This window comes from Flavobacterium tructae, assembly GCF_001853485.1.
Classification (GTDB): Bacteria; Bacteroidota; Bacteroidia; order Flavobacteriales; family Flavobacteriaceae; genus Flavobacterium; species Flavobacterium tructae.
Genome location: NZ_MIKE01000011.1, coordinates 258,611 through 283,149 on the forward strand (window position 1 = coordinate 258,611; position 24,539 = coordinate 283,149).

Sequence of the window (24,539 nt, forward strand, 5' to 3'; positions counted from 1 at the left end):
ATGGAAATACGACCTATTAAAACGGAACACGATTATGATCTTGCTTTAGAACGTGTAAATGCTATTTTTGATGCGAAACCCAATACGGATGAAGGTGATGAATTAGATATCTTAGTTACACTCATAGAAAAATACGAACAAATAAATTATCCTATTTCGGAACCTGACCCAATTGAAGCCATTAAATTTATGATGGAACAAAATGGAATTACTGACGCCGATTTAGGAGTTATTTTAAACAGTCGCTCAAGAGTATCCGAAATTTTTAAACGAAAAAGAGCCTTAACCTTAAACCAAATCAGGATTTTGACAGAAGCGCTTCATATTCCAGCTTCAACCTTAATTAAAGAATATGCTTTAAATCCATAAAAAATGCCTCTAAATATTTAGAGGCATTTTTCGTTATTTTCCTAACAGGTTTTGAAAACCTGCCGACAAATTACTAAACTATTTCACAGCTTCAATTTTGGCTTTTACTTCGGCTTCTGTTCCTTCAAAAACTTCTGTAGTGGTTTTACCATTTTCGGTTTTGGTTACAGTTCCCACTGTGACCCCATTAACTGTAGACAGGTTTACTTCTACTCTTTTTTTACTGTATTTTGTAGTATCAAAACAATCTGTTTTTTGATGAACGTATTTTCCGTTAGCATCATAATGCGCCAGACATTTTGCTGTTTCTTCGGCAGAACATCCTTTTTCTTTGCACATTTTGACACATTCTTCTTTAGTCATTTTCGAAAAATCTCCACATTTAGAATCTCCTCCAAGGTGGATTTCCATTTTTTTACAGCAAGAACCTTTTTCCATCATTCCTGAAGACGAATGTCCTTCTCCTAAAATAGGTGCAATTACCAAACCGATCAAACAAGTCAGTTTAATCAGGATATTCATAGAAGGACCTGAAGTATCTTTAAACGGATCTCCAACGGTATCTCCGGTTACTGCTGCTTTGTGTGCATCCGATCCTTTGTACGTCATTTCGCCATTGATTAAAACTCCGGCTTCAAATGATTTTTTCGCATTGTCCCAGGCACCACCGGCATTATTTTGAAAAACTGCCCAAAGTACTCCTGAAACCGTTACTCCCGCCATATATCCTCCTAACATCTCAGCAATTAACTGATTGTTGTCTGCATAAACCAGTTTGCCTAATAATACAATTGCAATTGGGAAACCAATCGTTAGAATCCCAGGAAGCATCATTTCGCGCAAAGCCGCTTTTGTTGAAATTTCAACACATTTACCATATTCAGGTTTTCCGGTTCCTTCCATAATTCCCGGAATCTCTTTAAACTGTCGACGTACTTCATATACCATATCCATAGCCGCTTTTCCAACAGAATTCATCGCTAAAGCTGAGAAAACAACCGGAATCATTCCACCCACAAACAACATGGCTAAAACCGGTGCTTTAAAAATATTGATTCCGTCAATTCCGGTAAAAGTTACATAAGCTGCAAATAATGCCAAAGACGTTAAAGCTGCTGAGGCAATAGCAAAACCTTTTCCGGTTGCAGCGGTAGTATTTCCTACTGAATCTAAAATATCGGTTCTGGTTCGTACTTCTTTAGGTAATTCACTCATTTCGGCTATTCCTCCTGCGTTGTCAGAGATTGGACCAAAAGCATCAATCGCCAATTGCATCGCTGTTGTAGCCATCATTGCAGAAGCCGCTAAAGCAACTCCGTAAAATCCTGCCAAAGCATAAGAAATCCAAATGGCTACTGCAAACAATAAAACGGTTGGAAAAGTCGAAATCATTCCGGTTGCCAAACCTGCAATTACATTTGTTCCGGCGCCTGTTGATGATTTTTGTACAATGGCTAAAACCGGTTTTGTCCCTAATCCTGTGTAATATTCCGTAACGGATGAAATTGCTCCACCCACTACTAAACCTACCAAAGTGGCATAGAAAACTCGCATAGAAGAAATCTGCTGCGATCCTTCTCCGAAGAATTCCATTGTCATTACTTCCGGTAACATGTGCTGTACTAAAAAGAAACAGGCAATTGCTGTAAGAACAATAGAAACCCAGTTTCCTATATTTAATGCTTTTTGCACCTGCGCTTCTTTGGCGTTATCATCTGTTATTTTTACCAGTGTAGTTCCGATAATCGAGAATAAAATTCCGAAACCGGCAATTGCCATTGGAAGCAAAATTGGTCCGATTCCGCCAAAAGCATCCGCGATATTGCCTCCCATATCTTTAATCACATAGTTCCCTAAAACCATTGCGGCCAGAACTGTCGCGACATACGAACCAAATAAATCGGCTCCCATACCGGCAACGTCCCCAACGTTATCCCCAACGTTATCGGCAATTGTAGCCGGATTACGAGGGTCATCTTCCGGAATTCCGGCTTCTACTTTACCTACTAAATCGGCACCAACATCGGCAGCTTTGGTGTAAATTCCACCACCTACTCTGGCAAATAAAGCAATAGATTCGGCACCAAGTGAAAACCCTGCCAGTGTTTCCAGAACAACCGTCATCGTTTCGGTATCTTTCCATACGCCTCCTGATAAAATATTAAAGAAGATAATAAAGAACCCTGTAAGTCCTAACACGGCCAAACCTGCAACCCCAAGTCCCATTACGGTTCCTCCGCCAAACGAAACTTTCAAAGCCTGCGGTAAACTCGTACGGGCAGCCTGTGTGGTTCTAACATTCGTTTTTGTCGCTATTTTCATCCCGATATTACCGGCATAAGCTGAAAATAAGGCTCCAAATATAAAGGCAACTACTATTAATAAATGCGTTTTAACTCCCGGAATAAAAGTAATTCCGGCCAATGCAATACTGGCAATAATTACAAAAATGGTCAATAATTTATATTCTGCTTTTAAAAAGGCGAGGGCTCCCTCATAAATGTGTTCTGAAATCTCTTTCATCTTTCCGTCGCCCGCATCTTGTTTTAAAACCCAAGCCCTTTTTATTCCCATGAAAAGTAATCCTAAAATTGCCATAACGATTGGCAAATAAATCATAAATGCATTCATAATCTAGTAATGGTTTTTTGGTTAATAGTTAAAAGTCAATAAACTAACTCAAACGAATTTAAACAAAAAAGCAATACTCCTGACGGTAGTATTGCTTTTTTTATAATTGGGCGGCTTATAAATTATTTAATGCTAAATAATCCTTCCGGTTTGTTTTCAATATCATCAAAACGTTTTGTACACTCTGCAATAATAGCATAAGCTTCGTTTACGTCTCCCCATCCTTCTACGTCTACTTTTTTGTTTTCAAGATCTTTGTATACCTGGAAGAAGTGCTCGATTTCTTTTACTAAGTGTCCGTTGATATCAGAAAGATCATTTAATGAATTCCAGATTGGGTCAGAAACTGGTACACAAATAATTTTTTCGTCTGGTCCTTTATCATCTGCCATGTGGAAAACACCAATTGGTTTTACTTCCATAACACATCCAGGGAAAGTTGGTTCGTTTACTAAAACCAATACATCAAGAGGGTCACCATCAAGAGCTAAAGTTTCCGGAATAAATCCGTAATCAGCCGGGTACATCATTGAAGAGAATAACATTCTGTCGAAACGCATTCTTTTAATTTCAAAATCGTACTCGTATTTATTTCTGCTTCCTCTTGGTATTTCGATCAACACATCGAAAGTTGTTAGTTTGTCTGCGGTCATTTTTGTTTTTTATTGTTTCTATAATTTCGACTGCAAAAGTAACTAAAGAATCCCTTTTTACAATAAAAAACTGCATTTATCTATGTACTTTTCTTTTAAAAAACAGGGAGTTAATACGTAATCTTTCTATTTCTTTTGTTTAGATAATAATGCCAAAGTAAATAGGTGGCATAAGACCGATACGGACTCCATTGTTCTGCATGAATTTCCATTTCCTTTTTGTCGTGAATATCCAATAATTCTTTAATGGTGTTGACAACTGCAATATCTCCCAGCGGAATCAAATCGGGTTCCTGAAGACAGAACATGAGATAGATATCAATCGTCCAGTTTCCAATTCCTTTCAGCTTAATTAGCTCTTCCCGAACTTCTTTTGCCGATTTTGTGGCCAGACTTTCGATGTCCAGTTCTTTACTCAAAACGGCTTCTGCCAATATCTTAATGTATTTCGTCTTTTGACGGCTCACTCCTAAATTTCGAAACTCTTCATCCGATAACTCCACCATATTTTCAGGACTGCAGGTCGTATAGGCTTTTATCTTTAAAAACGTTGCTTTCGCCGAATCTATCGAAACTTGTTGCTCTAAAATAAGCAATACCAAAGTCGCAAAACCTTGCGGGCGCTTTGGAATCGGTGGCAATCCGTATTTGTCTATAATGTCCAGAAAAACAGGGTTTCTGGCAGATAGGAAATCAATGGCATCCTGCATAACTTTGTTTTAAGAATACTCAAAATTAAACAAAATTACTGCAATAATTATCCTGAAATGTATTGCCCATAAGGAAGTTTATTCACCGCATAAATAATAAAAGAAGAAAGGAACAAACACAATAGCGTTGTAATCGGAATAGCCAAAACCGGATTTATAAAATCATAATCGATTCCTGAAGACACCAGAAACCGTAAAACCAGAATATGAACCAGATAAATACCGTAGCTGTATTTATTGATGAAATTAATAACCCGAATGAGAGTTGGATTTGAAATTTTTGAATTTTTGAAGAAAATAAACAATCCAATAGAGACCAGCATCACATTAAAAGTCAGGTAACCATAAAAATATTCATTAAAACGATCTTCTGATATCGATAAAAAATAAGTTCCGAAAATGGTAATAATAGCTCCAAAAGAAAGCAAGAGTACAGAAATTCGTTTCAATCTTCGGGCATCATATTGAAATGACTTGACCGACAAATAATAACCCAAAACCAGATATCCTAAAAAGCCTGTAAAATAAGTCAGATCAACATTGATTCGAAACTTAGAAAAAATGGGCTGATTGATCATTAGAGCAAAAATCCAAATGGCCAGAAAATACAATATCTCTTTTTCATTGGCATTCTGAATCCACTTGCTGAGAATCGGGATAAAAAGATAAATCCCAATAACCATATAAATGTACCATAAATGAAAGGAACTCCCTCCGATAATAAGTGTAAAGGCACGCTTAAAAATATCGACAAATGCTTTTTCCGATTCTAACAAAAATTCGCTTCTAACGGTTAGCAGAACATAAAAAAGACTCCAGAATAAGAAAGGTAAAATAATTCTCGAGAACTTTTTTCTCAAAAAATCATTCAGTTCGTATTTTTTGTTCAACATTAATGCTCCGGTAAGCATCAAAAAAACTGGTACACAAAAACGGACAAGACCGTCGTAAACATTACCTGTCCACCAGGTAAAATTGGATATATGACCGTACTGATACAGAATATCACAGGCTACATGCACTACGATCACACTGATGGTGGCTAAAACTCTAAGATTATTTGTCCAATTTAGATTCTTACTTTCTATAGTTATACTCATAGAAACTAAATTAAGAAAAAATCTGACAATTTATCTAAAAATAAAAACCAAATGAACCTTTTATCGCAAATTTGCTTGCATCAGGCATATTGAGATAATTCCCTCTCCACGAGAAGTCAAGACGGAATACTTTGAATATATTTCCAATTCCGGCATTGTATTCCCAATACACATTTTCGGGTGCATTATAAGGTAAGCCCGAAGCATTAATGGCACGATTAGCATCCGAAATGGTTCCGTGTACTGCTCTGATTCCTACAAATTCTCTCCAGTTTAATTTTCTCATGAAAGGAATTCTTGCAAACAGCCTTCCTCCAAAGTCATGATTCCATTGTAAAGTAGTATACTGATCAGTTACAAACTCATAGAAATTTAAATTACTGAAGGTATTCTCGATAGTAAAATAAGTCTGGTTTCCTGGTATTACACTCATTAATCCCAGTGGAATTGTACCAAAGGTTTTTCCGGTTTCAATGATAATATTAGATCTTCCTAACGGACCAATAATAATAGGTTGTTTATAAAACAATTGGACTTTTTGATAAGCAAAATCACTGTTTAAAACCCCTTTTAAACCATAGCTAAAGTTTACAAAGAAATGACTGAACGGACTGTCAACAATATTACGCTCTACTCCAAAACCAATAGTCTTACGATTCGGCATAAACTCAAACTGAATGTTCGCTTCGGATTGTGTTACTTTATTGGCTATTACACCAGCCGGATTCGCAGCAGTTGGTAAAGTAGTATAATAGTCTAAACTAAAAGTAGGCGAAGCCGATTCTAAAGTTCTATAGGAAACTCCGGCCTGAACAACAAAATTCTTAAGAGGCTCCATTTCAAGGGAAACATTGCTCAGATTTATGTTCGTCAGTTTTCCATTACTTCCTGTGGTAAATAAGGCCGAAGAAGCAAAACTTCGTCCTAAAATATCGTTCGTAGTCGTTAAGCTCGCACCAATTTGTTCGATATCGCGCCTGTTTCCTCCGGAGATAATGAGACGATTTTTCTTGTCCACCATCCATTTTCCGGAAACTCCGTATTTGAATTTATTATCGTCAAAACCATATGCTGTATAGGCCTGTATACGCCAAGGGTCGTTCGGGCCAAAATAAGTCCTTCCTCCTGCACGCAATCTCAATCCTTCAACTTCATTATAACCGAATGTGGAAAAGATAGGTCCAAAATCGAAATTCTTAAACTCGACATAACCACTTCCCAGAATAGAAACTAAACTATAGAGTTGCTTGAATCTTTTAACAGTTTGCAGCGTGTCGAGCATTTTATAAATACCCGCTTCATCCTTATTGAGTTTTTCAAAACGGTTTTCATTCCAAAACTCATCCGATTTCGTATAGACAGAATTATCAATAAAATTAACTTCCTGCTTATAAAAACTTTCCGGTTTCTGAAGATTGAATTTATGATCTTTATACAATGTGGTTCGCTTTCCGTAAACCCCTTTTGATTTTTCTTTTTTGTTCAAAGCAAAATCAGACATCATATAATCACGGGTCAGAAGAAATACAGAATCATTCTCAACCTCAAATTCCTGTTCGATATAAATGTCTTTTACCCAGTTAATATTGGCACTTTTAGTAACGGCCATATTAATTTTTTTAATTGCAAAAGTGGTATCGTTTACCCAAAAATCCCCTTTAAAAGTCAGTTCATTTTTACGTCTTGGATAAAAAACGATATTATAACACCATTTTTTGTCAACATAAGCACTGTCTTTTAAAACATAATTGTAGACGTCAATTCCGGTTCTGGAAAGCGGACTTGTAAAGCTCTTATCGAAAAATTTAAGGTGATTGTCGTAAATATTATAATCAGAGTACAGGTCTTTTACAAAAGACAAAATCTGCTGATTACCATTGAACCCTGAAGTTTTATTTCCGGTCAGATTCTCCTTTGTTTTCTTTAATTTATTATCTCCGTATACATCATAAAGCGATTCACTAATAAAAATTGGCAGATATGTTTTTCCGGTAACTTCGGATGTATCAACATGCTGGAACACAAACTCCATTCCTTTGAAGAGTTTATTCTTCATAAAAGCACTATCAATCGTGTTCATGTCAAACTCGACTTTTTCATACTTCTGCATTTGATACTGACTGAATTGGTAGAGTCCGTTCTTGCGTTTACGTTCCCAGATTTTTCTCAGAATATCCAGTGCAGGATTGTTTTTCTTAGAGGTTTTTCCGGTAAAGATAACCACTTCATTCAGTGCTTCAGCTTCACTTAAAACTATTTTAAAATCATAGTTTACCGCTTTTTCCAACGTAACTTCCCGATCAGAGAATCCCGCTGAGCTCACTACTAAAGTGGTATACGTATTAGGCGATTCGAGATAAAAACGTCCGTCTTCATTCGAAACGATTCCCGTATTCGACCCTTTAAAAACAACATTGGCAAACGGAATCGGCTGATTCGATTTGTCTAAAACAATTCCACTCACTTTAGTTTGTGCAGCAACGCCACCCACTAGTGCGAGTACAAAAAATAAGCTGAGTAAAATTATTCTTTTCATAATCCTGCAAAAAAAAACTTCATCAATTAACATGACTGATGAAGTTTTATAAGTATCGTTTAATTTACTATTTGTACATTACTTTCTTTACTGCTTTTACTACATCACCAGCGTTTGGCAACCAATCTTTTAGTAAAACAGGAGAATATGGTGCAGGTGCATCGGCAGTCGTAATACGCTGAATTGGCGCATCAAGAAAATCGAATGCTTGTTCCTGAACGATATAAGTAATCTCAGATGAAATACTTGCAAATGGCCAAGCTTCTTCTAAAACTACTAAACGGTTTGTTTTTCTTACAGAAGCAAGAATAGTTTCTTTATCCATTGGACGAACTGTTCTTAAATCGATAATCTCACAAGAGATTCCTTCTTTAGCCAATTCATCAGCAGCGATAAAAGCTTCTTTGATAATTTTACCAAAAGAAACAATTGTAACATCTTTTCCTTCACGTTTAACATCGGCAACTCCTAATGGAATTGTATATTCTCCGTCCGGCACCTCACCTTTGTCACCATACATTTGCTCAGATTCCATAAAAATCACCGGATCATTATCACGAATAGCAGATTTCAAAAGTCCCTTTGCATCATAAGGAGTTGAAGGCACCACCACTTTAAGTCCCGGAGTATTAGCAAACCAGTTTTCTAAAGCCTGAGAGTGAGTTGCTCCTAATTGACCTGCAGAAGCAGTTGGTCCACGAAAAACGATAGGCACATTAAATTGTCCACCTGTCATTTGACGCATTTTAGCAGCATTATTTATAATTTGATCAATACCTACTAAACAAAAGTTGAAAGTCATATACTCAACAATAGGACGACAGCCATTCATTGCTGATCCTACTGCAATTCCTGTAAAACCAAGCTCAGCAATTGGAGTATCGATTACTCTTTTTTCACCAAACTCAGCAAGCATTCCTTTTGAAGCTTTGTAAGCTCCGTTGTATTCTGCAACTTCTTCGCCCATTAAATATATGGATTCATCGTGACGCATTTCTTCGCTCATCGCTTCACAAATGGCCTCTCTAAATTGTATTGTTCTCATATTTATATTGTATGTTGAATTTTCTGAAGAGCAAAAATAAATATTTTAAATCACTTAAAAGCATAAATTGAATTTAAAATCACACGAACTTCCGACTCTCCTGCGCTTTTAACTTTTTAAAATTTGTTGTGATAATTACGAAATCGATATAATTAACGCTTTATCACTTAAAAACTTTTTTTCAGCCCAACTTCCCACTTTAACATTAGGCTTCACTTCAGTAAAATTCTTACTAACTAACGTAACAATCGAAATTATAGTATAAGTCGACGACAAATTTAACAGTACGAGCAACCTCTGTTTTGCAAAATCCCTAAAGATCAGGAAACATCAATGCATTATCAATATTCAGTAACGATGAACGGCTTTCCTTATTCCGTAATCTGCGAAAACGTAATAGTTTTTAAAAAATATTATGCGTGCATAGTATATTATTTCAATTTTAATTTCTAAATTTGTGGAAGCGTTTTATAATTTATCAAAATATATACTTATGAAAATATTAGTTTGCATCAGCCATGTGCCTGATACTACTTCAAAAATTAACTTCTCCAATGGTGACTCAGAATTCGATACCAATGGTGTTCAATATGTAATTAATCCTAATGACGAGTTTGGTCTTACACGTGCAATCTGGTTTCAGGAGCAACAAGGTGCAACAGTAACTGTTGTAAATGTTGGAGGACCTGATACTGAGCCTACTTTACGTAAAGCTTTGGCAATTGGTGCAAACGAAGCAATTCGTGTAAATGCTAACCCAACTGATGGTTTTTTTGTTGCAAAACAATTGGCTGAAGTAATTAAAAATGGTGGTTATGATTTGGTAATTGCCGGAAAAGAATCTTTAGATTATAATGGTGGAATGGTTCCTGGAATGATTGCAGGAATTTTAGGTTCTAACTTTTTAAATTCTTGTACTTCGATCACTGTTGAAGGCAGTAATGTAAAAGCAGTTCGTGAAATTGATGGTGGAAAAGAAACTGTAAGCACTACTTTACCTTTAATCATTGGTGGTCAAAAAGGTCTTGTTGAAGAAAAAGACTTACGTATTCCAAACATGAGAGGAATTATGACAGCAAGAACAAAAGCTTTAACTATTCTGGAACCAGTTGATGCTCCGGTAAACACAAAAGCGGTAAAATTTGAAAAACCAGCTCCTAAATCAGCAGTAAAACTAGTTTCTCCTGATAATTTAGATGAATTAATCAATTTATTACACAACGAGGCTAAAGTAATCTAGTAATCAGTATTCAGTTGCAGTTTTCAGTTTACATCAACTTGAAACCTGAAACTTTAAACTTCTAAACAAAAAATTATGTCAATATTAATATATGCAGAATCTGCAGAAGGAAAATTTAAAAAAGTTGCTTTCGAACTAGCTTCTTACGCTAAAAAAGTAGCCGAAACTTTAGGAACAACTGTTACCGCTTTAACCGTAAACATTAGTGATGTTAGCGAATTATCAAAATACGGAGTTGATAAAGTATTAAAAGTAAACAACGATAAATTAGCCGGTTTTACTGCTAAGGCTTATGCCGATGTGATCAAACAAGCCGCTGAAAAAGAAGCTACAAAAGTAGTTTTACTTTCTTCTACAACAGACAGTATTTACCTTTCTTCATTAGTAGCTGTAGCTTTAAACGCTGGTTTCGCTTCAAATGTAGTTGGATTACCGGTTAGCACTTCTCCTTTTCAGGTAAAAAGAAATGCTTTCTCTAACAAAGCTTTCAATATTACTGAAATCACTACAGATGTAAAAGTTCTTGGCCTTGCTAAAAACTCTTACGGAATTTTCGAAAGTGCAGGATCTGCAACTGAAGAAGATTTCAACCCAACAATTGGAGACAACGATTTTGGAGTAAAAGTAGAATCTGTAGAAAAAGTAACCGGAAAAGTTTCTATCGCTGATGCTGATATCGTAGTTTCTGGAGGACGCGGATTAAAAGGTCCGGAAAACTGGGGATTAGTTGAAGATCTTGCTGCTGTATTAGGCGCAGCAACAGCTTGTTCTAAACCAGTTTCAGACTTAGGATGGAGACCTCACAGCGAGCACGTTGGACAAACCGGAAAACCGGTTGCCACTAATTTATACATTGCAATAGGAATTTCAGGTGCTATCCAGCACATTGCAGGTATCAACTCATCAAAAGTAAAAGTTGTAATCAACAACGACCCTGAGGCTCCTTTCTTTAAAGTAGCTGATTACGGAGTAGTTGGAGATGCTTTTGAAATTGTTCCGCAATTAATTGAGAAATTAAAAGCTTTTAAAGCACAGCATTCTTAATTTAAAAATTCTCTTTAAAAATATAGCTACCTAAAAACAAGATAATCGTATCTTTGTTTTAGGTAGCTTTTTTGTTCCATATTTTTTGATTAAAATTGCACCTTTATTTTTCAATCAAAAAAAGTATCAAAATGAGGCAATAATTGCCCTTTTTTATCCATATATATGAGTCTAGTAAAATTATCCATAAAAGGAATTTCATACAGTCAAACTCAAAATGGCGCTTATGCCTTAATTTTGAATGAAGTTGATGGCGAAAGAAAATTGCCTATCGTTATTGGTGCTTTTGAAGCACAATCGATTGCTATTGCTCTGGAAAAAGAAATTAAACCTCCGCGTCCGTTAACGCACGATTTATTCAGAAACTTTGCTGAGCGATTTGATATAGTCGTAAAACAAGTAATTATTCACAAACTTGTGGATGGTGTTTTTTATTCCAGTTTGATCTGCGAAAGAGACAAAATTGAAGAAATTATAGACGCCAGAACTTCTGATGCCATTGCATTGGCTTTGCGATTTAATGCTCCGATTTTTACTTACAAAAACATTCTGGACAAAGCGGGAATTTATTTAAAATCGAATACCGCAGAAACCGATCAGGGATCTCAGGAAATCGATGATGTACTTTCGAATCCGGAAACTTTTGGACGTGAAGAGGAAAGCAATCAATCCGGAGATATTTATTCCAAACACAGCTTACAGGAACTAAACGAACTTTTAGACCAGGCTGTTTCTCAGGAAGATTACGAAAAAGCAGCTAAAATTCGAGACGAAATTTCGAGAAGATGATTTTAAGGCTGTAAGCCGTAAGCTTTAGGCTATAAGCATAAAGCAAAAACATAAAAACAAGCTTAGAGCATTAGGGAAAAGCCTAAAGCTTAAAGCCTAAAGCTTAAAGCATCATGAAACAATACTTAGATTTGGTACGACACGTTTTAGACAACGGCTGCCAAAAAGGAGACAGAACAGGAACGGGAACCAAAAGTGTTTTTGGCTACCAAATGCGATTTGATTTAAGTGAAGGTTTCCCAATGGTTACCACCAAAAAACTACATTTAAAATCAATTATATATGAATTGCTTTGGTTCTTAAAAGGAGACACCAACGTAAAATACCTTCAGGAAAACGGTGTGAAAATTTGGGATGCCTGGGCAGACTCTAATGGCGATTTAGGCCCTGTTTACGGACATCAATGGCGTAATTGGAACAGCGAAGAAATTGATCAAATCTCTGAATTAATTACTGAGTTAAAAACAAATCCAAACAGTCGAAGAATGCTGGTTTCAGCATGGAATCCTTCAGTCTTGCCGGATACTAAAAAATCATTTGAAGAGAATGTAGCCAACAACAAAGCAGCTTTACCTCCTTGCCATGCTTTCTTTCAATTTTATGTCACAAGTCCTGACACCGAAAAAGGAGAAACAAAAGGAAAACTATCCTGCCAACTGTACCAGCGAAGTGCCGATATATTTTTGGGAGTTCCTTTTAACATCGCTTCTTACGCTTTATTAACCCTGATGATTGCACAGGTTTGCGACTTAGAACCGGGAGAATTCATTCACACATTTGGAGACGCACACATTTACAACAATCATTTTGAGCAATTAGAACTACAGCTTACACGTGAGCCAAAACCACTACCTAAGATGGTTTTAAATCCGGAGATTAAAAACATTTTCGACTTTGATTACAATGACTTCACGCTTTTAGATTATGAACCGCATGCCGGTATAAAAGGAAGTGTTGCTGTATAAAACATAAAAAAATCCGCTTAAAATTTTAAGCGGATTTTTTCATACTACCAGCACGCTGTTTTCGCTTCCGGCATAATCATTCCACTTATACGAATCCGCCTCAGGATCGTTTTCATACACTCCGTCGACTACATATTTAAATTCGTAAATCGCGTCTTTCACTAAATCGTAAGTAGCTTTAAAAGTTCCATTTTTCAATTTACTTAAAATTCCTTCCTCGGGATTCCAATTGTTAAAATCCCCAACAACTGCAGCCGAATTTGCATCTTTTGCATCTATCGTAAAGGTGACTTTACACACCGGCCTTGTTTTTACAAACTGTTTCTTCAAAGACATAACTATTTAATTTTTAGATTCATAGACTAAATTACATAAATTCATCTGAACTCCCTGTACCCCTACAATCGTTTTGTGATTATATCAAAAACACTTAGTATTTTTTTTACTTTCCATAAATAAAACCATGTAAAATTTTGAATTTCAAAGCATTAAATCACTTTAAGAGAAATATTCCACGATCTAAATGGGTCATTACAAAATAAATTCTAACTTTATGACCTCATTTATATCTTATGGAAAAGGAAGTACACGAACAATACGAGTATGCCAGAAGAAGAATCAGACAAAAGAAGGTCCTTTATTTTCATTTTGTACTTTTTATTCTAGGAAGTTTATTTTTATTTATCGCCAATCGATTCTTTGGTCTCGGAGCCACCAGCGGACAAGATTGGTGTATTTGGGCCATAACAATCTGGCTTTTTATCTTTATTCTGCATTTTATAAAAGTATACATCACAGATCGGTTCATGAACAAAAAATGGGAAAGAGAACAAATTGATCGGCTTGTTGCTTTGCAACAAAAGAGAATTAGTCAGTTAGAATCGAAAGTAAGTGAAGATTCTGAAAATAAAATTTAGTTTAGAATGCCATGATTATAATGATAGCGGCTGTTGCCGAAAATAACGCACTGGGAAAGAACAATGATTTAGTTTGGCATTTACCAAATGATTTTAAAAGATTTAAATCACTTACTACCAACCATCATATTATTATGGGAAGAAAAACCTTTGAGAGCTTCCCTAAACCTTTACCTAACAGAGTACACGTTGTAATAACACGTCAGAATGATTATCAACCGGAAGGCTGTATTGTTGTTGATTCTATCGAAAAAGCGATAGCCGTATGTCCTGAAAACGAAGACTCCTATATTATTGGAGGTGGCGAAATCTACAATCTTGGTTTGCCCTATACCGATATTATTGAAGTTACCAAAGTACATCATACTTTTGAAGCAGATACTTTCTTTCCTGTAATCAATGAAACAGAGTGGCAGCTTGTAGAATCAGAAGAAAACTTTAAGGACGAAAAACATCTTTACGATTATACTTACGAAACTTATATCAGAAAATAAAAAAACATCCTCTTTTGGAGGATGTTTTTCAAAAATGACTGATCTTCTAAATGGACTCACTCAGGAAATAGTTCTGATAAAATAACAAATATTAAGAATAACATTTGAAATAATTAAATAACACTGTTTGTTGAGATATAATCTCAAGGGACGCCTTTAACAACAAATACCACTAAGATATTAAAGGCAAATTTCCAAAAACAAATTTAATCCTAAGAACGTATTTCACACTTTTAAAAAATAGAGTATTGTCCCCAACACAATACTTCTTTAACTTCTTTCCTGACAAACTTAAGCATAAGTGCAAAAACAATACTCCGTTACTTTAAGCCATTTATAACGATCAATCTTTTAAACTTCATCATTATTACTATGACAAAAGTGCACATAAATCCTGCACTCCACAATACCCACTTTTAGTGATTTTTTCAAAGTAACCATTTTTGGTGATGCTCAAAAATTTGACATTCAACATCAATTAAACCCTTACTTTTAAAACATTTAAAGCACAAAATAAAAAACCCAATACAGTTAAGACAGATTGTATTATATTTGCGTAAATTAAAATAATGTCTGAAAAAATAACTCCATATAAAGACTCTTCTTTAGGTAAAAAAGAGCAAGTTGCCCAAATGTTTGACAACATCTCCGGTAACTATGATAATTTAAATCGTGTGATCTCATTTGGAATTGACACCAAGTGGCGAAAAAAAGTACTCAAAATTGTTTCGGATACAAAACCAAAAATCATTCTTGACATTGCAACCGGAACCGGTGATCTTGCCATATTAATGTCGCAGACCAATGCTGAAAAAATTATCGGCTTAGATATTTCGGCCGGTATGCTTGAAGTGGGAAAGAAAAAAGTTCAGGCAAAAGGATTATCCAATACTATAGATTTAGTTTTGGGAGATTCTGAGAAAATTCCTTTTGAAGACAATTATTTCGATGCTATAACGGTTGGATTTGGCGTTCGAAATTTCGAAAACCTGGAAAAAGGATTTGCGGAAATTCTAAGGGTTTTAAAACCAAATGGAGTTTTTGTAATTCTGGAAACCTCTGTTCCGGATAAAACACCATACAAACAAGGCTATAAATTTTACAGCAAAAACATCCTTCCCATTATAGGAAAACTCTTTTCTAAAGACAATTCAGCCTATGGTTATTTATCTGAATCTGCTGCAGTTTTTCCTTACGGAGAAGCTCTAAACAATATTTTAAGAAAAATTGGGTTTATAGATGTTGTAGCAATGCCTCAAACTTTTGGTGTTGCAACCATTTATTCTGCCTCTAAAAAATAGTATGAAAAAAATTGTAGTCTTACTTCTATTAGTCTTATCGACGCAAGGATATTCGCAATTTGCTAAAAGCATGTTCAGTAAAGATCCTATCATTAATCTTGAAAACTGGCAAAAACAACGCCTGTATTTCGGTTATTACCTTGGGTTTAACAGTTTTGACTTTAAGTTTGACTACAAATCTCCTGGTCCTGATGTTCAGACAAAAAAGACTACCGGTTTTAATGTTGGTGTTGTAGCTGATTTAAGATTACAGGAATACATTAATCTTCGTTTTGAACCGGGATTGTACTATACCAAACGTGACTTGTATTACCCAAATTTGCCTTTGCAAAAAGACTATCTTAGGGAAGTAAACAGTACATATATCCACTTTCCTTTACTCTTAAAATTCTCAGCATTGCGTACCGGAAATATTCGTCCTTATTTAGTTGGCGGAATGTCTTCGACACTTAACCTATCCAGCAATGCTAAATCAAAAGACGATAACTTCGAAGGAAAATTCAGAGTAAAACAATGGACTGCCGCTTATGAGCTAGGTTTTGGAATAGACATTTTCTCTGAATATTTTATCTTCTCTCCTTCTATTCGAGGAATGTTTGGAATTTCAGACGAGTTAATTCGAGATAATCCGGCAAACGGACCTAGCCCTTGGACTGACAATATTGATTCTATGAAATCAAGAGCTATTTTAATAAATTTTACTTTTCATTAAAACAAATACTTAACTATTTCGTTTAAACTCACTAAGAATAATTGCTGTTGCGGTAGCTACATTTAAACTTTCTGTTTTTTGCAGCTCTCCAAATCTTGGAATGGTAAGTCGGCTTGTAACCATTTTTTCAATTTCCGATGAAATCCCGTTGGCTTCATTACCCATGATAATGATTCCATCCTGAGAAAGATCGGTTTTATAGATGTTTTCGCCATCCATAAAAGTTCCAAACACAGCTAATTTTGTTTGAGCTATAAACGTTTCGAGATCAACATAATTAACATTTACTCTGGTAATAGACCCCATGGTTGCCTGCACCACCTTTGGATTGTAAATATCGACGGTTTCTTTTGAGCAAACAATTTGCTTGATCCCAAACCAGTCACAAAGGCGCAAAATGGTTCCTAAGTTTCCGGGATCACGAATATCGTCCAAGGCCAAAATCAGACCTGAATCGATTATTTTATTTTCGGCAGGAATTTTAAAAACAGCCAAACAGGAATTAGGAGTCGATAAAGCACTTATTTTTTTAAGTTCCTGCTCATAAATTAAAGTTCGCTTTGAAGAATGAACCTCTTCAAAATCATTTAGAGTCGTGTATAAATGCTCTAGTTCAAAATTGGATTGCAACAATTCTTGAATTACTTTTACTCCCTCGGCGAAAAACAATTGATTTGCAAAACGTTGCTTTTTTTGATGTAACCCTGAGATAAGCTTTATTTGGTTTTTACTAACCATAAAATAATGTACTTTTGAATTAAATATTTAAGAACACTTGAAAAAGAATTCCACAAAAATAATAGCATTTATCCTAATAGCAATATTTATTTGCGCTTGTAATGCTGTAAAAAGAGTTCCTGATGGAAAAAACCTTCTTGTTAAAAATACTATTCTTGTAAATGGCAAGTCAACTAACGACGAAACTGCCTTCAATCAAATGTACCAAAAACCGAATGGTACCCTATTAGGATATCGTCTTCGTTTGAATTTATATAACCTTGCAAATTTAAATCCGGATTCAACCTATAAAGCTAAATTCAAAAACAATCCGGGTTTGTACGAGCGCCAGTCAAAACTTTTATCTGCAAAACAAGTTGATCGTCTGGGACAATCCTTTATGTACAAAGGTATTCATGAATTTCTGAAAAGCACCGGTGAAGCTCCGGTAATTATTGATACTGCGAAAACAAAGAAAACACTCCTTCGTCTGAAATATTATTATTTCAACAGTGGTTATTTTAAAGTTGCAACAGATTATAGTATTGACAGTGTTGGAAGAAAAAAAGCCAAGATAAACTACAATATTACAACCGGACCTGCTTATACTTTAGACACTATCAAAACGAAAATAATGACTCCTGCATTAGACTCGTTATACAAAGTTAATCCTGACCCTTCGGTTTTAAAATCAGGAAAACAATATAAAACCGTAGATTTTGAAGAAGAAAAAAATCGTCTTACGACCTACTTTAGAAACCACGGAGCCTATTATTTCCAGCCTACTTATGTGACTTTTGATATTGATACTATTGGCAAAAAAGACAAAGCCAATGTAACTTTGATTGTAAACAACAATAACATCCAGGGAAGAGATTCAAGCAGAACAGAGCCTTTTAAACTGTACAAAATTAGTGATGTCAACATCTACACTGATTATTCTGCAACAAATGCAAAAAATAAAATCACAGACAGCACCACCTACAACAACTTTAATCTATACAGTTATAAAAAACTAAAATACAGACCACGAGCCATTACCGATGCGGTTTTTATCACTAAAGGAAGTACTTTTTCAGACACTAGGACTACTCTTTCCTCAAGATATCTGAACAATCTGAAAATTTTCAATTATCCGTCTATTCAGTATACAGTCGACAAACGCGACTCAACTGCGCAGTCCTTAATTGCTAATGTCTATCTTACTCCAAGAAAAAAATACAGCTTTGGAGCTACTTTTGACGTTACACATTCTAACATTCAGGATTTTGGTATTGGAGCAAGTATTTCCGAAACTATTCGTAACGTTTTTAACAGAGCCGAAACTTTAGAAATTTCTACGCGATTAAATTTAGGATCATCCAGAGATATGGCGAACCCCAACAACAATTTCTTCAACGTTTCTGAATATGGTCTCGATTTGAAACTAAATTTCCCAAGGATCTTACTACCTTTTGGAACAGAAAAAATTATTCCAAAAAGAATGATTCCTTCCACCAGCGTTGCTGCAGGTTTCTCTAAACAAAGAAATATTGGACTGGACAAAGAAAATTTCACAGGAGGAATCGCTTACAACTGGTCTCCTAAACGAGGCAATACGGCAAAATTTGAACTCCTTAATGCACAATTCGTACGAAATTTAAATCCGGATAACTACTTTAACGTTTATAGAACATCTTATAGAGAATTAAACAATATTGGTACGATATACAATAAAAATGAGGATTATTATAACAGTCCGGACGATCGAAACCTAAGCATTCCCAAAGGAACTACAGGGTTTACCAATGATGTATTGTCCCCCAACTCTACTTTAGTCCTTCCAGATCAGGCCTATAAAGATGTAAAAAGTATTGAAGAAAGAAGAGTTCGTCTAACTGAGAATGACTTTATTCTGGCCACAAGCTACACTTTTACCAAAACCACAAAAAAGGATCTTGCCGATAATACGTTCTATCAGTTTAAAACCAAAATAGAATCAGCCGGTACTTTGCTGTCAGCTATTTCAAACATTGGGAATTTTCAAAAAAATGACAAAGGCAATTATGAAATTTTTAATCTGGAATATTCAGAATATATCAAAACTGAATTTGATTATATCAAACACTGGGATTTTGGAAAAGAAAAAGTACTGGCCGTAAGAACCTTTTTCGGAATTGCGGTTCCATTTGGAAATTCAAATTATATCCCGTTTTCACGAAGTTATTATGCAGGAGGTTCAAACGACAACCGCGCATGGCAGCCCTATTCTTTGGGTCCCGGAAGCACAAATGCCGCAAATGATTTCAACGAGGCCAATATGAAAATTGCAATGAGTGCCGAGCTTCGTTTTAAAATTTTTGGCGCTGTTAAAGGAGCCATCTTTGCAGATGCCGGAAATATCTGGAATGTGCTCGATAATGTGATTGATGAGAAAGCAAAATTCTCTGGCGTAAACGATTTAGCTGAAATTGCACTGGGTACAGGATTTGGTTTACGCTACGATTTAAGCTTTTTTGTTATCCGTTTAGATATGGGCTTTAAGACCTATAACCCAGCACATGAGAAGGGAGATCGCTGGTTTAAAGAATATAATTTTGGGCACTCGGTTTTAAATTTTGGAATAAATTATCCATTCTAATGCTAATTAATTCTTATTTTTGCAACCTAAAAACTAAAAACAACTAAAAAAAATTACAATGGCACACAATATTAAACCGGGAGTAGCTACGGGAGATCAGGTTCAGGAGATCTTTAATTATGCGAAAGAAAAAGGATTTGCATTACCTGCAGTAAATGTTACTGGTTCAAGCACAATCAATGGAGTTCTTGAAACTGCAGCAAAATTAAATGCACCGGTTATCATTCAATTTTCAAACGGAGGAGCACAGTTTAACGCTGGAAAAGGATTATCTAATGCAGGTGAAAAAGCAGCAATCGCTGGTGGAATCGCCGGAGCAAAACATATTCATACTTTGGCAGAAGCTTACGGAGCAACTGTAATTCTTCATACTGACCACTGTGCAAAAAAATTATTACCTTGGATTGATGGTTTATTAGATGCTTCTGAAAAACATTTTGCAGAAACAGGAAAACCATTATACAGTTCTCACATGATTGACTTATCTGAGGAGCCAATAGAAGAAAACATCGAAATCTGCAAAGAATATTTGGCAAGAATGAGCAAAATGGGAATGACATTAGAAATCGAACTTGGTATTACAGGTGGTGAAGAAGATGGTGTTGACAACTCTGACGTTGACAGTTCAAAATTATATACTCAGCCAGAAGAAGTTGCTTATGCTTATGAAGAATTATCTAAAATAAGCCCTAAATTTACAATTGCTGCTGCTTTTGGAAACGTTCACGGTGTTTACAAACCAGGAAACGTAAAATTGACTCCAAAAATCTTAAAAAACTCTCAGGATTTCGTTCAAAACAAATTCAACACGGGTCATAATCCGGTAGATTTTGTTTTCCACGGAGGTTCAGGTTCTACACTTGAAGAAATCAGAGAAGCAATTGGATACGGAGTAATCAAAATGAATATCGATACCGATTTACAATTTGCATATACAGAAGGAATTCGTGATTATATGGTTAAAAACATTGACTATTTAAAAACTCAAATTGGTAACCCGGAAGGTGCTGATGTTCCGAACAAAAAATATTATGACCCAAGAAAATGGGTACGTGAAAGCGAAGTAACGTTCAATACAAGACTTGAGCAAGCTTTTGCAGACTTGAATAACGTAAATACATTATAATAAAAAAGTTGAAAGTTTCAGGTTTCAAGTTTCAGGTTTCGCAACTTGAAACCTGAAACCTGAAACAAAAAAAATACTCAATATGGCTTGGTTTAAAAGACAGGAAAAAGGGATTACGACCGCTACAGAAGATAAGATGGACGTTCCGAAAGGATTGTGGTACAAATCTCCAACAGGAAAAATTATTGATGCTGACGAATTAGCCCGAAACTTATTTGTAAGCCCTGAAGATGATTTTCATGTTCGAATTGGAAGCGCAACCTATTTTGAAATTTTATTTGACAATAATGAGTTTGTTGAATTAGATAAAAACATGACTTCTAAAGATCCTCTGCATTTTGTGGATACAAAAAAATATGCAGAACGACTGAAAGACGTTATGGAAAAAACCCACTTAAAAGACGCTGTGCGTACCGGAGTGGGAAAATCTAAAGGAAAAGAACTTGTAATTTGCTGTATGGATTTTGCCTTTATTGGAGGGTCTATGGGAGCTGTTGTAGGTGAAAAAATTGCCAGAGGTATTGATCACGCTATCAAAAACAAACTGCCTTTTGTAATGATTTCTAAATCTGGTGGAGCTCGTATGATGGAAGCTGCTTATTCTTTAATGCAATTAGCAAAAACATCTGTAAAATTAGCGCAATTAGCAGAAGCTAAATTACCTTACATCTCTCTTTGTACAGATCCAACAACCGGAGGAACAACTGCATCATACGCTATGTTAGGAGATATCAACATTTCTGAGCCAGGCGCATTGATTGGTTTCGCTGGTCCGCGTGTAGTTCGTGACACCACCGGAAAAGATTTACCGGAAGGTTTCCAAACTGCTGAGTTCTTATTAGAGCACGGTTTCCTTGACTTTATCACGCCAAGAAAAGAATTGAAAGACAAAATCAACTTGTACATCGATTTGATTCAGAATAACGAAATTAGATAGTTTTTAAACTTCTAAATTATACCAAATCCCAAGAAATTGCTTCTTGGGATTTTTTTATTTTTATAACCAGCAAGATATTCCGTTCCTATGGAACTCTCGGATTCGCAATTGATCATGTTCAACGGAATAAATTCCGTTGCTACAAAATAAATCATTCCTACGGAATTTTTATCGATGTACCCAAACCAATCCTAACTTCGACGCGATAAACTACCGACATTTCATTCCTACGAAATTTTCTTAACTAACAATTTTAATAGCAACTAATTAATACTTGTCTGAAAAATTGTATTTTTGCTTTTCATACATCAATCTATTATAATAGCTTTAACCCAAACGAACTATTAAAAATGTATCTCACAATAATTGATGTGTTTTTTACCAAATGCCATTTTTATTAAAGCTTTATAAATATCTTTGAATCATGAGTACAGCAACAAAACCAAATCACATAGGACGAAAAATTAGTCGTATTCGTGAACTTAAAGACATGAAGCAGGAAGCTTTGGCTCAAGCTTTAGGAACCTCCCAGCAAACCGTATCCACAATAGAGAATAGCGAAACCATAGATGATGCAAAACTTGCAGAAGTAGCCAAAGCTCTTGGCGTAAGTGTTGAGGCTATAAAAAACTTTAACGAAGAAAACATGATTAGTTATTTCAATAATTTTTACGACAACAGCTGTAATGGAGCAAATGGAATGTTTCATGCAAATTATTGCAATTTCAATCCATTAGATAAAGTCATTGAACTCTACGAACGTATGCTTCAGGCAGAAAAAGAAAAAGTTGAATATTTAGAAAAATTACTGAAAGAAAAATAAGCCCTTTCAAAAATATATTTGTTCCTCAAAATCTAACTTTAAAATCGTAACCTTATGAAAAAGATTGTTTTTCTAGCGCTAATTATGTTAGCTTCACTTTCCATTCAGGCACAAACGTCAAAAGAACTTATTGGAAAATGGCAACTTGTAAAACTTAACAAAAACGGAACAGAAAAAGATATAAAAGAAAAATTCAAGAGTGATCAAGTGTTTCAGATCTTCAACGAGGATGGAAAATTTACAGGAATCGTAGGAGACAAAAGTACCAACGGCAAATGGAAACTTTCGAAAGACAACAACACCTTAACTGTCACCGTTGATCTTATTCCTGTAAAATTTCAAATTGACTATTTCGACAGTCAGAAACGTGTTATTACCCACGATCAACTTGGCACTTTAGAATACAAAAAGGTAGACAACTAACACAATAAAAAATCCTTACCTAAACCACATATAAGATTCAATAAAAACAAAAGTCTGTAAAGCTCTAAAACAAGCTTTACAGACTTTTCTTTTATACAATTAAGTTCCGAAGGAGCATTATATCTATAGCCAAAAATATTCAATCCAAGCAAAAGCTCCAACGGAGCGATATGTCAAAACAAAGCTACCAGAACCTATAGATCAAGAAAAACAGCTGCTAAAAACTCGAATCTTAGCCACTAAGAACCTTAGCTACTTCAAAGAAGCCATATCAATTACAAAACGATACTTCACATCGCTTTTATTCATTCGGTCGTAAGCTTCATTAATATACCCCATATCGATAATCTCAACATCTGAAGTAATATTATGTTCTGCGCAGTAGTCCAGCATTTCCTGAGTTTCTCTGATTCCTCCAATTAAACTTCCTATGATACTTCTTCTTTTCATAATTAAAGTAAAAACAGGAATTTCGGCAGGTGCCGGCGGAGCACCTACTACGATCATGGTTCCGTTTGTCGTTAACAAATTCAAATAGGCATTATGATCGTGTTTAGCAGAAACAGTATTCAGAATAAAATCGAAACTATTGGCAAGCAATTCCATTGTTTCCGGATTTGAGGTTAAAGCAAAATGATGCGCGCCTAACTTTTTAGCATCGGCTTCTTTTGAAGGAGAGTGGCTTAACATCGTAACTTCGGCACCAAAAGAAACTGCAAATTTCACAGCCATATGACCTAAGCCCCCAAGTCCTAAAACTCCAACTTTATGTCCTTTACCTACTTTTAAATAACGCAAAGGCGAATAAGTTGTAATTCCGGCGCATAATAACGGAGCAACTCCTTTGATATCAAGTTTTTCAGAAACGTGAAGCGTATAACTTTCATCTACAATAATACTGGTTGAATATCCTCCCTTGGTCGGAATATCCGTTCCTCTCTCTACGCCATTGTAAGTTCCGGTCATTCCTTCATCACAAAATTGCTCTTCACCGGACTGACAGCTTGGACAGACTCTGCAGGAATCTACAAAGCACCCCACTCCTGCCAGCTCTCCAATTTTAAACTTAGAAACTTCGCTTCCAACAGCAACAATTCGGCCTACAATTTCGTGACCTGGAACTAAAGGGTAATTTACGGGTCCCCAATCCCCTTTTGCGGTATGAATATCGGAATGGCATACACCACTGTACAAAATTTCTATCTGAACCTGATGGGCACCCACTTCTTTTCTTTCAAACGTGTAGGGTTTTAACGGATTAACAGCATCATAGGCTGCATAAGCTTTAACTGGTATCATCGTATCGCTTTTTAAGTTAGGGTATTAAAATTACGATAAAATTCAACAGCAGAGCTAAAATAATAACGGTTAAAAATTGATTTTTTAG

Annotated in this window: 24 protein-coding genes; 14 read left to right on the forward strand and 10 right to left on the reverse strand. The window is 35.6% G+C overall.

All coding sequences use genetic code 11. The annotated features are described in order from the left end of the window. A complete protein-coding gene (locus BHE19_RS03090) occupies window positions 1-369 on the forward strand; it encodes a helix-turn-helix domain-containing protein (protein WP_070905897.1) in 369 nt (122 codons plus the stop codon). A gap of 78 nt (window positions 370-447) precedes the next feature. On the opposite strand, the gene BHE19_RS03095 is transcribed toward BHE19_RS03090, so the two are convergent. From BHE19_RS03095 to BHE19_RS03120, 6 genes are all read right to left on the reverse strand, one after another. After that, the gene (locus BHE19_RS03095) at window positions 448-3,000 is read right to left on the reverse strand and encodes a sodium-translocating pyrophosphatase (RefSeq protein WP_070905898.1); all 2,553 of its coding nucleotides are present in this window, start codon (window positions 2,998-3,000) and stop codon (window positions 448-450) included. A gap of 122 nt (window positions 3,001-3,122) precedes the next feature. After that, window positions 3,123-3,653: an inorganic diphosphatase gene (locus BHE19_RS03100; RefSeq protein ID WP_017498356.1), complete on the reverse strand. Its 531-nt coding sequence runs from the start codon at window positions 3,651-3,653 to the stop codon at window positions 3,123-3,125. Window positions 3,654-3,763: 110 nt separating this feature from the next. Next, complete coding sequence (locus tag BHE19_RS03105) at window positions 3,764-4,363, reverse strand: DNA-3-methyladenine glycosylase family protein (RefSeq protein ID WP_070905899.1); 600 nt, start codon at window positions 4,361-4,363, stop codon at window positions 3,764-3,766. A gap of 47 nt (window positions 4,364-4,410) precedes the next feature. Beyond that, window positions 4,411-5,463: an acyltransferase gene (locus BHE19_RS03110; protein WP_070905900.1), complete on the reverse strand. Its 1,053-nt coding sequence runs from the start codon at window positions 5,461-5,463 to the stop codon at window positions 4,411-4,413. A gap of 34 nt (window positions 5,464-5,497) precedes the next feature. Next, window positions 5,498-7,999 (reverse strand): DUF5686 and carboxypeptidase-like regulatory domain-containing protein, encoded by a 2,502-nt coding sequence (locus BHE19_RS03115; protein ID WP_070905901.1) that lies wholly within the window; start codon window positions 7,997-7,999, stop codon window positions 5,498-5,500. A 67-nt stretch (window positions 8,000-8,066) separates the two neighbouring features. Further along, on the reverse strand, window positions 8,067-9,044 hold the full coding sequence (locus BHE19_RS03120; RefSeq protein ID WP_017498360.1) for a pyruvate dehydrogenase complex E1 component subunit beta: 978 nt from the start codon (window positions 9,042-9,044) through the stop codon (window positions 8,067-8,069). Window positions 9,045-9,537: 493 nt separating this feature from the next. On the opposite strand from BHE19_RS03120, the gene BHE19_RS03125 reads away from it, so the two are divergent. The 4 genes from BHE19_RS03125 (at window position 9,538) to BHE19_RS03140 (ending at window position 13,082) form a co-directional block, all read left to right on the forward strand. Continuing rightward, window positions 9,538-10,284, forward strand: coding sequence for an electron transfer flavoprotein subunit beta/FixA family protein (locus BHE19_RS03125; protein ID WP_017498361.1), 747 nt, complete (start codon window positions 9,538-9,540; stop codon window positions 10,282-10,284). A gap of 75 nt (window positions 10,285-10,359) precedes the next feature. Continuing rightward, window positions 10,360-11,328 (forward strand): electron transfer flavoprotein subunit alpha/FixB family protein, encoded by a 969-nt coding sequence (locus tag BHE19_RS03130; protein ID WP_070905902.1) that lies wholly within the window; start codon window positions 10,360-10,362, stop codon window positions 11,326-11,328. A gap of 165 nt (window positions 11,329-11,493) precedes the next feature. Beyond that, the gene (locus BHE19_RS03135) at window positions 11,494-12,117 is read left to right on the forward strand and encodes a bifunctional nuclease family protein (protein WP_070905903.1); all 624 of its coding nucleotides are present in this window, start codon (window positions 11,494-11,496) and stop codon (window positions 12,115-12,117) included. A gap of 113 nt (window positions 12,118-12,230) precedes the next feature. After that, window positions 12,231-13,082, forward strand: coding sequence for a thymidylate synthase (locus BHE19_RS03140; protein ID WP_017498364.1), 852 nt, complete (start codon window positions 12,231-12,233; stop codon window positions 13,080-13,082). A gap of 39 nt (window positions 13,083-13,121) precedes the next feature. Here BHE19_RS03140 and BHE19_RS03145 read toward each other — a convergent pair whose 3' ends face one another. After that, window positions 13,122-13,418: an isoamylase early set domain-containing protein gene (locus BHE19_RS03145; protein ID WP_017498365.1), complete on the reverse strand. Its 297-nt coding sequence runs from the start codon at window positions 13,416-13,418 to the stop codon at window positions 13,122-13,124. A 236-nt stretch (window positions 13,419-13,654) separates the two neighbouring features. Between BHE19_RS03145 and BHE19_RS03150 the strand changes: the two genes are divergently transcribed. The 4 genes from BHE19_RS03150 to porT all read left to right on the forward strand — a co-directional run bounded on the left by BHE19_RS03150 (window position 13,655) and on the right by porT (window position 16,506). Then, entirely contained in the window at window positions 13,655-13,999 is a 345-nt protein-coding gene (locus BHE19_RS03150) for a 2TM domain-containing protein (RefSeq protein WP_017498366.1), read from the forward strand. Between the two features lie 11 nt (window positions 14,000-14,010). Further along, complete coding sequence (locus BHE19_RS03155; protein ID WP_026110180.1) at window positions 14,011-14,493, forward strand: dihydrofolate reductase; 483 nt, start codon at window positions 14,011-14,013, stop codon at window positions 14,491-14,493. Between the two features lie 569 nt (window positions 14,494-15,062). Then, window positions 15,063-15,794 (forward strand): bifunctional demethylmenaquinone methyltransferase/2-methoxy-6-polyprenyl-1,4-benzoquinol methylase UbiE, encoded by a 732-nt coding sequence (gene ubiE / locus BHE19_RS03160; protein WP_017498368.1) that lies wholly within the window; start codon window positions 15,063-15,065, stop codon window positions 15,792-15,794. A 1-nt stretch (window position 15,795) separates the two neighbouring features. After that, entirely contained in the window at window positions 15,796-16,506 is a 711-nt protein-coding gene (porT, locus tag BHE19_RS03165) for a type IX secretion/gliding motility protein PorT/SprT (protein ID WP_026110181.1), read from the forward strand. 9 nt (window positions 16,507-16,515) lie between these two features. On the opposite strand, the gene BHE19_RS03170 is transcribed toward porT, so the two are convergent. Further along, window positions 16,516-17,244 carry a TrmH family RNA methyltransferase gene (locus tag BHE19_RS03170; protein WP_070905904.1) on the reverse strand — a complete coding sequence of 243 codons (729 nt, stop codon included), beginning with the start codon at window positions 17,242-17,244 and terminating at the stop codon, window positions 16,516-16,518. Window positions 17,245-17,281: 37 nt separating this feature from the next. Here BHE19_RS03170 and tamL point away from each other — a divergent pair, with 37 nt between their 5' ends. The 3 genes from tamL to accD all read left to right on the forward strand — a co-directional run bounded on the left by tamL (window position 17,282) and on the right by accD (window position 21,906). Then, window positions 17,282-19,843: a translocation and assembly module lipoprotein TamL gene (gene tamL, locus BHE19_RS03175; RefSeq protein WP_083342457.1), complete on the forward strand. Its 2,562-nt coding sequence runs from the start codon at window positions 17,282-17,284 to the stop codon at window positions 19,841-19,843. Window positions 19,844-19,901: 58 nt separating this feature from the next. Continuing rightward, complete coding sequence (fbaA, locus tag BHE19_RS03180; protein ID WP_017498372.1) at window positions 19,902-20,969, forward strand: class II fructose-bisphosphate aldolase; 1,068 nt, start codon at window positions 19,902-19,904, stop codon at window positions 20,967-20,969. Window positions 20,970-21,051: 82 nt separating this feature from the next. Next, a complete protein-coding gene (gene accD, locus BHE19_RS03185) occupies window positions 21,052-21,906 on the forward strand; it encodes an acetyl-CoA carboxylase, carboxyltransferase subunit beta (RefSeq protein WP_070905905.1) in 855 nt (284 codons plus the stop codon). An 11-nt stretch (window positions 21,907-21,917) separates the two neighbouring features. Here accD and BHE19_RS22715 read toward each other — a convergent pair whose 3' ends face one another. Next, window positions 21,918-22,061, reverse strand: a complete 144-nt coding sequence (locus BHE19_RS22715) for a hypothetical protein (RefSeq protein ID WP_165607900.1) — start codon at window positions 22,059-22,061, stop codon at window positions 21,918-21,920. 269 nt (window positions 22,062-22,330) lie between these two features. On the opposite strand from BHE19_RS22715, the gene BHE19_RS03190 reads away from it, so the two are divergent. Beyond that, the gene (locus tag BHE19_RS03190; RefSeq protein WP_070905906.1) at window positions 22,331-22,729 is read left to right on the forward strand and encodes a helix-turn-helix domain-containing protein; all 399 of its coding nucleotides are present in this window, start codon (window positions 22,331-22,333) and stop codon (window positions 22,727-22,729) included. 54 nt (window positions 22,730-22,783) lie between these two features. Further along, entirely contained in the window at window positions 22,784-23,152 is a 369-nt protein-coding gene (locus BHE19_RS03195) for a lipocalin-like domain-containing protein (protein WP_070905907.1), read from the forward strand. Between the two features lie 252 nt (window positions 23,153-23,404). Here the strand turns inward: BHE19_RS03195 and BHE19_RS03200 are convergent, their stop codons facing one another. Continuing rightward, a complete protein-coding gene (locus tag BHE19_RS03200) occupies window positions 23,405-24,451 on the reverse strand; it encodes an NAD(P)-dependent alcohol dehydrogenase (protein ID WP_070905908.1) in 1,047 nt (348 codons plus the stop codon). Window positions 24,452-24,539 lie beyond the last annotated feature (88 nt).

Bases quoted from the DNA above. Each gene is read 5' to 3' on its own strand.
- BHE19_RS03095 (WP_070905898.1), bottom strand. From the start codon at position 3,000: ATGAATGCATTTATGATTTATTTGCCAATCGTTATGGCAATTTTAGGA.
- BHE19_RS03135 (WP_070905903.1), top strand. From the start codon at position 11,494: ATGAGTCTAGTAAAATTATCCATAAAAGGAATTTCATACAGTCAAACT.
- ubiE (WP_017498368.1), top strand. From the start codon at position 15,063: ATGTCTGAAAAAATAACTCCATATAAAGACTCTTCTTTAGGTAAAAAA.
- BHE19_RS03150 (WP_017498366.1), top strand. From the start codon at position 13,655: ATGGAAAAGGAAGTACACGAACAATACGAGTATGCCAGAAGAAGAATC.
- BHE19_RS03105 (WP_070905899.1), bottom strand. From the start codon at position 4,363: ATGCAGGATGCCATTGATTTCCTATCTGCCAGAAACCCTGTTTTTCTG.
- fbaA (WP_017498372.1), top strand. From the start codon at position 19,902: ATGGCACACAATATTAAACCGGGAGTAGCTACGGGAGATCAGGTTCAG.
- BHE19_RS03130 (WP_070905902.1), top strand. From the start codon at position 10,360: ATGTCAATATTAATATATGCAGAATCTGCAGAAGGAAAATTTAAAAAA.
- BHE19_RS03120 (WP_017498360.1), bottom strand. From the start codon at position 9,044: ATGAGAACAATACAATTTAGAGAGGCCATTTGTGAAGCGATGAGCGAA.
- BHE19_RS03110 (WP_070905900.1), bottom strand. From the start codon at position 5,463: ATGAGTATAACTATAGAAAGTAAGAATCTAAATTGGACAAATAATCTT.
- BHE19_RS03115 (WP_070905901.1), bottom strand. From the start codon at position 7,999: ATGAAAAGAATAATTTTACTCAGCTTATTTTTTGTACTCGCACTAGTG.
- BHE19_RS03140 (WP_017498364.1), top strand. From the start codon at position 12,231: ATGAAACAATACTTAGATTTGGTACGACACGTTTTAGACAACGGCTGC.
- porT (WP_026110181.1), top strand. From the start codon at position 15,796: ATGAAAAAAATTGTAGTCTTACTTCTATTAGTCTTATCGACGCAAGGA.
- BHE19_RS03125 (WP_017498361.1), top strand. From the start codon at position 9,538: ATGAAAATATTAGTTTGCATCAGCCATGTGCCTGATACTACTTCAAAA.
- BHE19_RS03195 (WP_070905907.1), top strand. From the start codon at position 22,784: ATGAAAAAGATTGTTTTTCTAGCGCTAATTATGTTAGCTTCACTTTCC.
- BHE19_RS03090 (WP_070905897.1), top strand. From the start codon at position 1: ATGGAAATACGACCTATTAAAACGGAACACGATTATGATCTTGCTTTA.
- BHE19_RS03100 (WP_017498356.1), bottom strand. From the start codon at position 3,653: ATGACCGCAGACAAACTAACAACTTTCGATGTGTTGATCGAAATACCA.
- accD (WP_070905905.1), top strand. From the start codon at position 21,052: ATGGCTTGGTTTAAAAGACAGGAAAAAGGGATTACGACCGCTACAGAA.
- BHE19_RS22715 (WP_165607900.1), bottom strand. From the start codon at position 22,061: ATGATTTATTTTGTAGCAACGGAATTTATTCCGTTGAACATGATCAAT.
- BHE19_RS03145 (WP_017498365.1), bottom strand. From the start codon at position 13,418: ATGTCTTTGAAGAAACAGTTTGTAAAAACAAGGCCGGTGTGTAAAGTC.
- BHE19_RS03170 (WP_070905904.1), bottom strand. From the start codon at position 17,244: ATGGTTAGTAAAAACCAAATAAAGCTTATCTCAGGGTTACATCAAAAA.
- BHE19_RS03200 (WP_070905908.1), bottom strand. From the start codon at position 24,451: ATGATACCAGTTAAAGCTTATGCAGCCTATGATGCTGTTAATCCGTTA.
- BHE19_RS03155 (WP_026110180.1), top strand. From the start codon at position 14,011: ATGATTATAATGATAGCGGCTGTTGCCGAAAATAACGCACTGGGAAAG.
- BHE19_RS03190 (WP_070905906.1), top strand. From the start codon at position 22,331: ATGAGTACAGCAACAAAACCAAATCACATAGGACGAAAAATTAGTCGT.